Annotated in this window: 13 protein-coding genes; 3 read left to right on the top strand and 10 right to left on the bottom strand. The window is 60.7% G+C overall.

The genetic code is table 11. The features are described 5' to 3' along the window. Nucleotides 1–78 precede the first annotated feature (78 nt). Nucleotides 79–1,212, top strand: coding sequence for an IS481 family transposase (locus NHH73_10915; GenBank protein USX28757.1), 1,134 nt, complete (start codon nt 79–81; stop codon nt 1,210–1,212). A gap of 114 nt (nt 1,213–1,326) precedes the next feature. Here the strand turns inward: NHH73_10915 and NHH73_10910 are convergent, their stop codons facing one another. Next, nucleotides 1,327–1,935: a TetR/AcrR family transcriptional regulator gene (locus NHH73_10910; GenBank protein ID USX28756.1), complete on the bottom strand. Its 609-nt coding sequence runs from the start codon at nt 1,933–1,935 to the stop codon at nt 1,327–1,329. Between the two features lie 102 nt (nt 1,936–2,037). Here NHH73_10910 and NHH73_10905 point away from each other — a divergent pair, with 102 nt between their 5' ends. Continuing rightward, nucleotides 2,038–3,291, top strand: a complete 1,254-nt coding sequence (locus tag NHH73_10905; protein ID USX28755.1) for an MFS transporter — start codon at nt 2,038–2,040, stop codon at nt 3,289–3,291. A 98-nt stretch (nt 3,292–3,389) separates the two neighbouring features. On the opposite strand, the gene NHH73_10900 is transcribed toward NHH73_10905, so the two are convergent. After that, a complete protein-coding gene (locus NHH73_10900) occupies nt 3,390–3,692 on the bottom strand; it encodes a hypothetical protein (protein USX28754.1) in 303 nt (100 codons plus the stop codon). Between the two features lie 391 nt (nt 3,693–4,083). On the opposite strand from NHH73_10900, the gene NHH73_10895 reads away from it, so the two are divergent. After that, the gene (locus NHH73_10895; protein USX28753.1) at nt 4,084–4,584 is read left to right on the top strand and encodes a DUF433 domain-containing protein; all 501 of its coding nucleotides are present in this window, start codon (nt 4,084–4,086) and stop codon (nt 4,582–4,584) included. Here NHH73_10895 and ispF read toward each other — a convergent pair. From ispF to nuoL, 8 genes are read right to left on the bottom strand one after another with little or no spacing between them, the layout of a single operon-like run. Further along, nucleotides 4,524–5,012 carry a 2-C-methyl-D-erythritol 2,4-cyclodiphosphate synthase gene (gene ispF / locus NHH73_10890; GenBank protein ID USX28752.1) on the bottom strand — a complete coding sequence of 163 codons (489 nt, stop codon included), beginning with the start codon at nt 5,010–5,012 and terminating at the stop codon, nt 4,524–4,526. The genes NHH73_10895 and ispF overlap by 61 nt on opposite strands. Nucleotides 5,013–5,025: 13 nt before the next feature. Then, a complete protein-coding gene (gene ispD, locus NHH73_10885) occupies nt 5,026–5,730 on the bottom strand; it encodes a 2-C-methyl-D-erythritol 4-phosphate cytidylyltransferase (protein ID USX28751.1) in 705 nt (234 codons plus the stop codon). A 5-nt stretch (nt 5,731–5,735) separates the two neighbouring features. Further along, nucleotides 5,736–6,431, bottom strand: coding sequence for a hypothetical protein (locus NHH73_10880; GenBank protein USX28750.1), 696 nt, complete (start codon nt 6,429–6,431; stop codon nt 5,736–5,738). A 4-nt stretch (nt 6,432–6,435) separates the two neighbouring features. Beyond that, nucleotides 6,436–6,990 carry an NUDIX hydrolase gene (locus tag NHH73_10875; protein USX28749.1) on the bottom strand — a complete coding sequence of 185 codons (555 nt, stop codon included), beginning with the start codon at nt 6,988–6,990 and terminating at the stop codon, nt 6,436–6,438. Nucleotides 6,991–7,020: 30 nt separating this feature from the next. After that, complete coding sequence (locus tag NHH73_10870) at nt 7,021–7,326, bottom strand: DUF2818 family protein (protein ID USX28748.1); 306 nt, start codon at nt 7,324–7,326, stop codon at nt 7,021–7,023. After that, nucleotides 7,326–8,831 (bottom strand): NADH-quinone oxidoreductase subunit NuoN, encoded by a 1,506-nt coding sequence (gene nuoN / locus NHH73_10865; GenBank protein USX28747.1) that lies wholly within the window; start codon nt 8,829–8,831, stop codon nt 7,326–7,328. Before nuoN ends, NHH73_10870 begins: the two co-directional genes overlap by 1 nt. 19 nt (nt 8,832–8,850) lie before the next feature. Then, nucleotides 8,851–10,350: an NADH-quinone oxidoreductase subunit M gene (locus NHH73_10860; protein ID USX28746.1), complete on the bottom strand. Its 1,500-nt coding sequence runs from the start codon at nt 10,348–10,350 to the stop codon at nt 8,851–8,853. 31 nt (nt 10,351–10,381) lie between these two features. Next, entirely contained in the window at nt 10,382–12,508 is a 2,127-nt protein-coding gene (gene nuoL, locus NHH73_10855) for an NADH-quinone oxidoreductase subunit L (GenBank protein ID USX28745.1), read from the bottom strand. Between the last annotated feature and the right edge of the window lie 7 nt (nt 12,509–12,515).

Here is a 12,515-nt window from a genome sequence, read left to right as displayed (position 1 = left end):
GATACATAGGTAACACTTGTCGGGAGACATGGGTAACACCTTTTATGATGATTGCATCGCAACCAACAGGAGCGTGCAATGCCTTGGAAGGAGTCCACCCCCATGTCTTCCCGACTGGAATTTGTGTTGCTCGCGGCTCAGCCCGGCGTCAACCTGGCTGCACTGTGCCGTCGCTTCGAAATCAGTCGGAAGACTGCCTACAAATGGTTGGAGCGGTGTAGACACGAGGGCCAAGACGGTCTCCAGGATCAGACTCGTCGGCCGCACACCTCACCAAGAACCTCCCCTCCCGAGCTCGATGCTCTGGTATTGAGTCTGCACGTACAGTACCCGTGCTGGGGTCCACGCAAGCTAGCAGCGTTACTGCCGCAGTCGATAAAACCGCATCACAGTACAATTGATGCGATTCTGCGTCGGCATGGATGCCGGGTTGTTGGCGCGCCAATTAAGGAAAGCATCCCGGTTCAGCGATTCGAACACGTGGCGCCAAACCTGTTGTGGCAAATGGACTTCAAGGGACATTTTGCGCTTACCGATATCCAGGCAGGACGCTGCCATCCACTCACGATCCTCGATGACCACTCTCGCTTTGGGCTGTGCCTTATGGCCTGCGGCGATCAGCGTGGAAGCACGGTGCGCCAAGCCATGACCACCACCTTTGAACGCTATGGGCTTCCCGAGCGTATCACTGCTGACAACGGGGCACCGTGGGGAACCTCCGGGCGCGGCGGGCTATCGCAGCTTGAGACGTGGCTTATCCGGCTGGGGATTCGAATTGGACATAGCCGACCATACCATCCCCAAACTCAAGGCAAAGACGAACGTTTTCACCGAACACTCAAGCTTGAATTGCTCGCACGCCGGGGATTTAACTCACTGGCGGAGTGCCAACGCGAGTTCGACACCTGGCGGGAACGCTATAACCTAGTCCGACCTCACGAGGCGCTCGGACAACAGCCACCAATCAGCCGTTACAGGCCAAGTGGACGAGCCTTGCCGTCGGTGCTGCCGGAGGTCGAATACGACACCAGACATCCCGTCCGCAAGGTCGGCGCAAAGGGATACATCTCGTACCATTCGACGCTTCACTTCATCGGGGAAGGACTACGTAACGAATTGGTGGCGGTGGCACCCACCGCCACCGATGGCGTCTTCGATGTCTACTTTTGCCATCATCGAATTCGAAGCATCGACGCTAGAAAATCAGGATAATATCGAAACTCAATGTGTAACCTATGTCTCCCGACAAGTGTTACCCATGTGTCCCGGCAAAACACCCATCGGGTACGACCCCATGTATGCCGCTGTGCGGGTTAAACGCTGGCATCACGGCCAACCGCGCAACACCTGATCGACCACGCCCTGCAACTGTTCGCGTGTCGCACCGGCGGCGGCTTGCACCGCCATGCCGTTCGACACCGTCATCACATAGCGCGCCATCTGCCCCGAGCAGCTGTCGGCCGGCAAATCGCCATCGACCTTGGCCCGCTCGAAACGCTCGCGCAGCTTTTCCTCGCTCGCCGCCCGGCGCTCGATCAGTGAATTACGGATAGGCAGCGCATCGTCGCTGCACGCCAACGCGCCGTTGATCACCAGGCAGCCGTGCGGCTTGTCGGTCTCGGTCTGCGCATCGGCATTGCCCCGCAAGAAATGCTCAACCACGGCGCGCGCGGTCGGCTCTTTCAACGCCGCGTTGAACAGCGGGTCGTGCGTCGCCCCATACCGGTCCAGCGCCAGGCGGAACAGGTTTTCCTTGTTGCCGAACACGGCGTACAAGCTGGGCCGGTTCATGCCCATCGCCTCGGTCAGTTCCGGCAGCGAGCTACCCTCGTAACCCTTCTCCCAGAACACCTTCATCGCTTTGTCCAGCGCGGTTTCAGCATCGAAAGTGCGCGGACGGCCCGTCTTGCGGGCTGCTGCAGTAGATTCTTTCATACCGATCGGTTAAAAATTATATTGACAACGTGATCTCCAACCGTCATTATGAACCGATCAGTAAAAAACTCAAGCATTTTTACTTCAACCTGGGACTATTCCATGCAATCTACCTCCACCGCACAGGCCTTGCCGCCTGCTGGCGAGGCGTCGGCGTCACTGCCGGCCGCCACCGCCCCCACCCGCGCCGCCTGGCTGGCCGTGCTTTCCGTCGCCGTCGGCTCGTTCGCGCTCGTGACGACGGAATTCCTCCCGGTCGGCCTGCTGCCGTCGATCGCCGCCGAGCTGAAGGTCACCGAAGGCATGGCCGGCATGATGGTCACCATCCCCGGCATCGTGGCCGCGTTTGCCGCCATTCTGGTGACCATCGGCGTCGGCAAGACCGACCGCCGCTATGTAATCTGGGGGCTGACGGCCACCCTGATCGTTTCCAATCTGATGGTGGCGTTGTCGGATTCGTTCATCGTGATTCTGATCGGCCGCGCCCTGCTCGGCATTGGCGTCGGCGGCTTCTGGGCCATCGGCGGTGCGCTGGGCAACCGGCTGGTGCCGCCCGAATATGCGACGCGGGCGACCTCGATCATCTTCGCCGGCATCTCGCTGGGCACGGTGGCCGGCGTACCGGCCGGCGCGCTGATCGGTGAACTGGTCGGCTGGCGCGTGGCCTTCCACGCGGCCGGTGCGGTCGCCGTGCTGGTGCTGCTGACGCAGATGTGGCTGCTGCCCCGCCTGCCGACGACGCAGTCGCTGACGTTCGCGCAACTGCCGGCGCTGCTGCGCGTGAAGAAGGCGCGTCTCGGCATGCTGGCCACCTTGCTGATCTTCATCGGCCAATTCGCCGCCTACACCTATGTCACACCATTCCTGAGCCAAGTTGTCGACCTGAACGCGACCACCATCAGCGCCCTGCTGCTGACCTATGGCGCGGCCGGCTTCGTCGGCAACCTGATCGGCGGATGGACCGTGGCGCGCAGCGTGCGCATGTCGATGATCGTCACCGGCCTGGTGATGGGTCTGTCGGCAGCCGCGCTGCCGCTGATCGGTACCTCGCTGCTGGGCGCCACGGCGCTGATCGTGATCTGGGGCCTGGCCTTCGGCATGATGCCGATCTCTGTGCAGACGTGGATGTTCCGCGCCGCACCCGATGCGATGGAAAGTGGCGGCGCCGTGTTCGTCGCCACCGCGCAGATCTCGCTGGCCAGCGGCGCGCTGGTCGGTGGCGTGACGGTCGACCATCTGGGCGTATCGAGCGCGATGGTGGTCGGCGGCGTATTCGCCGTGGCGATGGCGGCGGTCATCGCCAAGTGGGGCGAGGACGACGGCAAGCCGTCAGGCAAACTGCACGCCGTGCACTGACCACATGCCGATGCGAAAATCAGGAAACACGTAGGGCGGATTAGCGCGCAGCGCGTAATCCGCCATGCATGCGCCGTCGGCGGCGCATGCATTCCCACCTAAATCCTGCCACGCCTGAACTCCGCCAAAAAGGCCTTGGTCTCCTTGGCCGACAACACCTTGATGTCATCGCCGTGCCAAGCGAAAAGATACGGCGTGCCCCCCTGACGATCAGTCAACTTGGCATCCAGCAAAAAGCAAGTCCCCAGCGGATACAAGGACGTATCGCTCATCCGCCGCGAGCACTGCACCGCCAGCTCCGGCGAGAAAGCCTGTCCCGGCACCGGATGAATTTCAACCGCGCCCCCACGCTGCACCGAGTGCACCGCCACCTGCCGGTAAGCATATATATCGCGCGCCATGGTCATCCTTGCTGAAAAACCGCCATGGTAGCAGATCGTTTTCCGCAAGCATGACAATAAACACACACCATTGATCCGGTCGAAGGACCGATGAGAAAGCCGGGCGCAGGATGTCGAGAGACGTCCTGGCAGCCTGGCTTTTTTTATTCAGTGCCGCTTGAAGGATATCCTCAAGCTACTACACTGAACATGACCACCTACACTTGGGACGAGGCCAAACGCAAAAGCAACCTGCGCAAGCATGGGCTGGATTTTGCGGATGCGCCCGCTGTGCTGGAAGATAATTGTTACTCAACGGAAGATACGAGCCTCACCTACAGCGAACGCAGATACAACGCCATTGGATCTTTCCATAACTGGGTGGTTTCCATTACGTACACGGAGCAAAACGATGAAATACGAATCATCTCTTTTAGACGGGCAAGTCGACGAGAAGTACGACACTTCATCCGAAGAGCCCGCTAGCTGGATGGATGTGATGCCTCACAACTACGACGATATCGAAATCGACGAGGATTGTCCCGAATATGACCCGCGCTACTTCACCGAGCCAGTCCATCGGTTCAAGGGCCGGGTCATCCCGCCTCGCACCTCGCCCACCGATCCGTTTGATCCAGAGGTGCTGGCGTCCATGAAATCAAAGACGCCGCTGGTGCAGATGGAACCCGACATTCTTGGCGGAATGCCGGTATTTAAGAATACGCGTGTGCCAATCAAACGCATGTTCGACTATCTTCTGGCCGGCAAAACCATGGAAGAATTCCTGCGCGATTTTCCGGGAGTACCGCGAAAAACGGCAGCCGGCGTACTGGAAAATCAGCTCACTTTATTTTACGAAGATATCAGCAACGCGATCGATTCGGCCGCGATGCCCTCTTCCCGGCCCAGATAACCCAACTTCTCATTGGTCTTGGCCTTGACGTTGACCTGGCTGATGTCGAGACCAAGATCTTCGGCGATGTTGGCGCGCATGGACTGTATGTGCGGCGCCATTTTCGGACGCTGGGCGATGATGGTGCAATCGACGTTGCCGACGCTGTAGCCGGTGGCCACCACGCGGCGCGCGGCTTCCTTCAACAAGGTGCGCGAATCGGCGCCCTTGAACTGCACGTCCGTATCCGGAAAGTGCTTGCCGATGTCGCCCAGCGCGGCCGCGCCCAGGATCGAATCGGTGATCGCGTGCAGCAGCACGTCGGCGTCCGAATGGCCAAGCAGGCCGACGTGGTGCGGGATGTCGACGCCGCCGATGATCAGCTTGCGGCCTTCCACCAAAGCGTGGCAGTCGTAGCCCTGGCCGATGCGGAACGGGAGTTTGGTCATGTGGTTTCCTTGGTTATTCGTCGGCGGCCAGATACATCTCGGCGATGCGGATGTCGGCCGGCAGCGTGACTTTCAAATTTCGTGGGTGGCCTTCGATCAGCCGTGGCGACATGCCCAGCATCTCGACGGCGCTGGCGTCGTCGGTGATGGCGTTGGCGTCCGGCGCGCCGCCCAGCGCCCGCAGCAGCAACGCGTAGCTGAACATCTGCGGCGTCTGCGCCAACCACAGGCCGTCGCGCGGCACAGTGGCGACGTCGGCGCCCGCCTTGCGCTTGACGGTGTCGACAACGGGCAGCGCCAGCAGGCCGCCGGCGGCATAGTCGCCAACTCCTTCAATCAGTTTGGCGATCAACGCCGGTGTCAGGCCGGGACGCGCTGCGTCGTGCACCATGATCAGATCCGCGTCCGCCACGATACCGTCCAGCGCGCGCAAGGCGTTGAGCACCGTGTCCATGCGCGTGGCGCCGCCGCAGCGCAGCACCGTGACACCATCCAAGTCCGGTGGCAGCACGGCGTCGATCTGGCCGTCCGCCGCGCTGACGACGACGTAGGCGTGCGCCACCAGATCGCTGGCGCGGAAGGCGTCGACGGCGTGGCGCAGCATCGGCTTGCCGCCGACCGTCAGGTATTGTTTGGGTCCATCGGCCGCCATGCGCGCGCCGACGCCGGCGGCGGGCAGCAGCGCGAAATAGCGCGGTGTATCGGTGTGTGCTGTCATCTTCTTTATCTTCTGCGCCTGCGCTGAACGATTTCCCGGATCTCGCCATTGCAGGTATCGGCCAGGCGCGCGTATTCGGCGGGGGTATCGATTTTAGCCTGCTCCGACTTGCCTTTGTCGAATTCGGCCTGAATAAACGGCATCCACTGGCTGTTGATCTCGTGCTGCAGCGCCGATTGCGCGGTGCCGGACGGCGCGTACAACGGCTTGCCTTCGAAGCGGCGGTTCAGCGCATCGCGCACCACCTTTTCGACCCGCGCCAGATTGTCCATGTAGGCTTTAAGGTGGCGCTGTTCATGCTCGAGGATCGTGTTGTAGCCGCAGCTGCCGGGCACGAACTCGTTGCCGACATAAATCAGCACCGGCGAGTAGTTCAACTTGATCTCCACGCGCGGCGCCACGCATTCATAGCCGCTCACCTTGTCCTGCAAAATCGGCCCGCCCATCGTAGCGGCATACTGCGCGCGCGTGACGGTCAGGCCCAGGGTTTCGCTACGGCCGTCGATGCTGCCGGTTTTTAGCGTCAACGCGCGGTAAGGCAGCTGGTTGTTAATCGTGAAGCCATTGGTCTTCGTCGATAGCACCGAGATGGTTTTGCTGATCGTGTCCTCGCAGCGGATCTGGAACGGCGTGCGCTCGGCCGCCTGCGTAACGCCGGCGCCGGCGCCGCAGCACAACAGGATCAGCGCCGCCGGCTTCATGTCTTTAGTCCAGCTTCCAGTCGCCGGCGCGCAGCTTATCGAGCCAGAACGCGCCGATGATGGTTTTGACGTCGGTGACTTTACCTTCGCGCACCCATTGCAGCAGTTCGTCGATGGTGGCGGTGAACAGTTCGAGGAACTCGCCGTCGTCCAGCTTTTGCTCACCCAGCGTCAAGCCGCGCGCCAGATACAGGTCCAAATGTTCGTCCGAATAGGCGATGGCGTTGTGGATCTTGCTGACGAACTGCCAGTCGGTGGCGGTGTAGCCGGTTTCTTCTTCCAGCTCGCGTTTGGCGCTGGCCAGCGGATCTTCGCCCGGATCGATTTTCCCGGCCGGGAATTCGATGAACACGTCGTGCAGCGGATAGCGGTACTGGCGCTCGAGCAGCACCTTGCCGTCGTCGAGTAGCGGCAAAATCACCACCGCGCCGGGATGCAGGATGTATTCGCGGCCGGTGCGTTTGCCGTCGGGGAGTTCTATGGTGTCGCGTTGGACTTTGAGGAAGTGGCCGTCGTAGACCAATGCACCGTCGATGCGGGTTTCTGTCAGTGTCGACATGTCGGCTCCTTGATTGAAGCCGCTAGTGTATCAGTCGCGGTGCTTGCGCAGGTAGCGCGCGATGAATCCGGGGAAGCCGAAAACCAGGAACAGACAGCCGGAGATCGCGTAGAACTCCCAGGTCTGGGGGAAGCGGGTGCCGATGCGGCCTTCCAGGGCGAAGCCGAGGAAGCCAACGACAAGGTACAGCGCCACCATTTCGATCAGCCGCATGATCAGCGGCTTGCGCCGCCACGTGGCCGGAATCAGGGCGAATACCTTGTCGTTGAAAAAAGGCAGGTTGGCAGCCGCGATAGCTATCGCGATCACCAACCAGCTTGCGACGGATACATCCATCAGGTGGCGAGGGTCGCTTGCATGGCCTTCACGCACATCGCCAGCAGCGGGCCTGGCAGGATGCCCAGGACCACGATGGCCAGACCATTCAGGCTGAGGACAAACTTCATGTCGCCATGGGCGACGATAGGCGCCGTGTCGGTCGGCTCGTCGAACCACATCAGTTTAACGATGCGCAGGTAGTAGAACGCGCCGATCAGCGAGAACATCACCGCGACCACGGTCAGCCAGATCTGGCCGGTACCCAGCACGGCGCTCAGCACCGAGAACTTGGCGGCAAAGCCCATCATCGGCGGCACGCCGGCCAGCGAGAACATCAAGATCGTCATGACGACCGCGAACCAGCCACTGCGCTTGCTCAGGCCTTTGAAGTCGTTCAGGTTTTCGGCTTCGAAGCCGGAACGCGACAACAGCATCAACAGGCCGAAGCTGCCGACGGTGGTCAGCACGTAGGTCAGGATGTAGTACATCGACGCGCTGTAAGCTGCGGCGATGCCGGTGCGGTCGGTGGTGCCGACCACGCCGGCCAGCAGGCCAAGCAGCACGAAGCCGATTTGCGCGATGGTCGAATAAGCCAGCATGCGCTTCAGGTTCGTCTGGGCGATAGCGGTCAGGTTACCGATGGCCAGCGACAGCACGGCCAGGACCATCAGCATCTGCTGCCAGTCGAACGCCATCGGCAGCAGGCCTTCCACCAGCAGGCGGATGCAGATCGCGAAGGTGGCGATCTTCGGCGCGCCGCCCAACAGCAGGGTCACTGCCGTTGGCGAGCCTTCGTAGACGTCCGGTACCCACATGTGGAACGGCACCGCGCCCAGTTTGAACGCCAGACCGGCGACCAGGAACACGATACCGAACACCAGAATGGTCGGCTTGATGGTGCCCGCTGCGACGGCGGCGGCCACTTTGCTGATTTCCAGCGTGCCGGTGGCGCCGTACAGCATCGAGATGCCGTACAACAGGAAACCGGATGCCAGCGCGCCAAGGATGAAGTACTTCATCGCCGCTTCGGTGGCCTTGTGGTTATCGCGGCGCAGCGCGACCAGCGCGTACAGCGACAGCGACATCAATTCGACGCCCAGGTAGATCGTCAGGAAGTTCGAGCCCGAGATCATGACCATCTGGCCCAGCATCGCGAACAGCGCCAGGACGTAGAACTCGCCGCCCAGGTTACCGCTCATCATGCCGCGCTGCGTGACGTACTGGCGCGAATACACCAGCGTCAATGCGACGGCCACGTAGGTGGCCAGCTTGAGCAGGTTCGCCATCGGATCGTTGACGTACATGCCGTTGAAGGTGTACGCGGTGGTGCCGGCGCTGAAGTCGGCGAAGGTGATACCGGCCAAAATGGCCAGGATCGCCAGCGACAGCACGTAAGTGATCGACCGCTTGGACTCGGACAGGAACATGTCCACCAGCAGGAGTAGCGAGGCGCCAATGATCAACGTCACCTCGGCATACGCCGGTGCGAGATTGAACGCCTCTTGTGGAATAGGTGTAGTCATTTATGCGTTTCCGTTTTTCTTAAGGCAGCTTGCTTTTTGCGACATGCGTCAGCAGGTCGGCGACCGAGGTTTGCATCGTGTCGGTGAATGGCGCCGGGTACAGACCCATGACCAGCACCGCGATCGCCAGGACACCCAGCATGAAGAACTCGCGGCCATTGACATCGACCAGCGCGGCCACATGGTGGTTGGTCACTTTGCCGAAGATGACGCGCTTGGCCATCCACAGCGAGTAGGCTGCACCGAAGATCAGCGCGGTCGCGGCCAGCAAACCGATCCAGAAGTTGTACTGCACGGCGCCCAGGATCACCATGAACTCGCCGACGAAGCCGGAAGTCGCAGGCAGACCGCAGTTAGCCATCGAGAAGAAGATGAACAGCGCGGCGAACTTCGGCATCTTGTTGACGACACCACCGTAGTCGGCGATTTGACGCGAGTGCGCCTGGTCATACAGCACGCCGATACACAGGAACATCGCGCCGGAGATGAAGCCGTGCGAGATCATTTGCACGATCGCGCCCTGTACGCCGATGGCGTTGAAGATGAAGAAGCCCAGGGTGACGAAGCCCATGTGCGCGATCGACGAATAGGCAACCAGCTTTTTCATGTCCTTCTGTACCAGTGCGACCAGGCCGACGTAGATCACGGCGATCAGCGACAGCGTGATCACGAAGCCCGACAGGTAGTGCGACGCGTCCGGGGTGATCGGCAGCGAGAAACGCAGGAAACCGTAGGCGCCCAGCTTCAGCATGATCGCGGCCAGCACGGCGGAACCGCCGGTTGGCGCTTCGACGTGGACGTCCGGCAGCCAGGTGTGGACCGGGAACATCGGAACCTTGACGGCGAAGGCCATGAAGAAGGCGATGAAGATGAAGATCTGCTCTCGCATCGTCAACGGCGTCAGGTGCCAGGTCAGGATGTCGAAGGTACCCGTGACGCGGTACAGGTAAATGATCGCGACCAAGGTCAGCAAGGAGCCGAAGAAGGTGTAGAGGAAGAACTTGAACGATGCGTACACGCGGTTCTCACCACCCCACACGCCGATGATGATGTACATCGGGATCAGGGTCGCTTCGAAGAAGAAGTAGAACAGCAGGCCGTCCATCGCGCAGAACACGCCGATCATCAAACCGGACAGGATCAGGAAGGCGCCCATGTACTGCGCGACGCGCTTCTGGATCACCTGCCAGGCCGAGATCACGACGATCACGGTGATGAATGCCGTCAGCGGCACGAACCACAGCGACAGGCCGTCGATGCCCAGCGAGTAGTAGATGTTGAACGTCTCGATCCAGGGCGATTTTTCGACGAACTGCATGCCGTGTGCGGCGTTGTTGAAGTTCGTGATCAGCGGGATGGTCGCGGCGAAGCTGACGATCGCGCCGATCAGCGAGCCGACGCGGACCAGCGCCGCGTTGGTGTCACGGCCGACGGCTAACACCAGAAGGCCGAACACAATCGGAAGCCAGATCGCCAGGCTCAGGTACGGAGGTAAGGTAGATATAGTTGACTGCATCATGGTTATCGTTATCTCTTTGCGTATCAGCTAATTAAGCGTGCCAAAACGGCAGGAAGTAGACCAGGAACCCCAGAATGCCCAGGATCATGACGAAAGCGTAGTGGTAGATGTAACCAGTCTGCCCCAAACGCGTCAGCTTCGAGAACCAGTTCACGACCTTGGCGCTGCCGTTGACCAGCAGGCCGTCGATCAGGGTCTTGTCGCCGACGTTCCACAGGCCGTTACCCAGCAAGCGCGCGCCACCGGCGAACACCACTTCGTTGAACTTGTCCATGTAGTACTTGTTGTCCAACAGGGTGTGGATGGCCTTGAACTTGGCGAAGAACCATGCCGGTACGCGTGGATTGATCATGTAGCAGTAGTACGCCGTCGCCACGCCTGCAATCGCCAGCCACAGTGGCAGCGACGTCAGGGAGTGGATCGCCATGGCCAGCGGACCGTGGAACTCTTCGCCCAGGATTTCCATCGCCTTGTGGTTTTCACCGATGAAGATGACGTCCTTGAAGAAGTCGCCGTGCAGCATAGGCGCGATCGTGAAGTAACCGATCAGCACCGACGGGATGGCCAGCATGACCAGCGGGAACCAGACCACGAATGGCGATTCATGCGGCTTCTGACCCGGCTCCAGGCCGTGGTGTGCGTGGTCGTCCTCTTCCTCTTCGTGGTGCGCGTCCGAATCGTGGCCGTGTGCGGCCGGATCGGCGCCATGGGCGGCTTTAGGCGCATGCGCATCGTGTGCGTGGTGCGCATCGTGGTGACCATGGGCGTGGGCCTGGCCGAAACGCTCCTTGCCGTGGAAGACCAGGAAGTACATGCGGAACGAGTAGAACGCGGTCACGAACACACCTGCCAGCACGGCGAAGTTGGCGAAGCCCGAACCCCAGATCGTGGTCTCGTGCACAGCTTCGATGATCGAATCCTTCGAGTAGAAGCCCGAGAAGAACGGCGTACCGATCAGCGCCAGGGAACCGAGCAAGGAAGTGATCCAAGTGATTGGCATGTACTTGCGCAGACCACCCATGTTGCGGATGTCCTGGTCGTGGTGCATACCGATGATGACCGAACCGGCGCCAAGGAACAGCAGCGCTTTGAAGAACGCGTGGGTCATCAGGTGGAACACGGCCACCGAGTACGCCGACGAACCCAGTGCCACGGTCATGTAGCCCAGCTGCGACAGCGTCGAGTAAGCGACCACGCGCTTGATGTCGTTCTGGATGATGCCCAGGAAGCCCATGAACAGCGCGGTGATCGAGCCGATGACCAGGATGAACGACAGCGCGGTGTCCGACAGTTCGAATAGCGGCGACATGCGCGACACCATGAAGATACCGGCGGTAACCATCGTCGCCGCGTGGATCAGTGCCGAAATCGGGGTTGGGCCTTCCATCGAGTCAGGCAGCCAGACGTGCAGCGGGAACTGCGCCGATTTACCCATCGCGCCGATGAACAGGCAGATACAGGCGACGGTCAGCAGCATCCAGTCGGTGCCCGGCAGCGTCAACATCGCCAGCGCTTCCTTCTTGGCGAAGACTTCCTGGTAGTTCATGGTGCCGGCGTAGGCCAGCAGCAGGCCGATACCGAGGATGAAGCCGAAGTCGCCGACGCGATTGACCAGGAACGCCTTCATGTTGGCCACGATCGCTGTTGGGCGGGTGTACCAGAAGCCGATCAGCAGGTACGAGACCAGGCCCACCGCTTCCCAGCCGAAGAACAGCTGCAGGAAGTTGTTGGCCATGACCAGCATTAGCATCGAGAACGTGAACAGCGAAATGTAGGCGAAGAAACGGTTATAGCCCTCGTCTTCCGCCATGTAGCCGATGGTGTAGATGTGCACCATCAGCGACACGAAGGTCACCACGCACATCATCATCGCCGACAGCGAATCGATCTGGAAGCCGACTTCGAACTTCACGCCCGCCACCGTCATCCAGTGGTAGATGGTGCCGTTGAACGTCGCGCCGTTAAGCACATCGTTCAGCGTCATCACCGACAGGATCAGCGCGACCAGCACGCCGAGGATGGTCGCGGTGTGCGAAGTCTTGCGACCGACAACGTTGCCAAAGAATTTGGTTCCTAACAAACCCGCCACCGCAGCGCCGGCCAGCGGCGCCAGTGGTACGGCTAGCAGGAGGTTAGGGTTAAGAAGAGTACCCGCCATGATGAAC

This window comes from Oxalobacteraceae bacterium OTU3CINTB1, from assembly GCA_024123955.1.
GTDB lineage: Bacteria > Pseudomonadota > Gammaproteobacteria > Burkholderiales > Burkholderiaceae_D > Rugamonas.
Note: the sequence above shows the minus strand (reverse complement) of the source record. Positions and strands in the feature narration are given on the sequence as shown.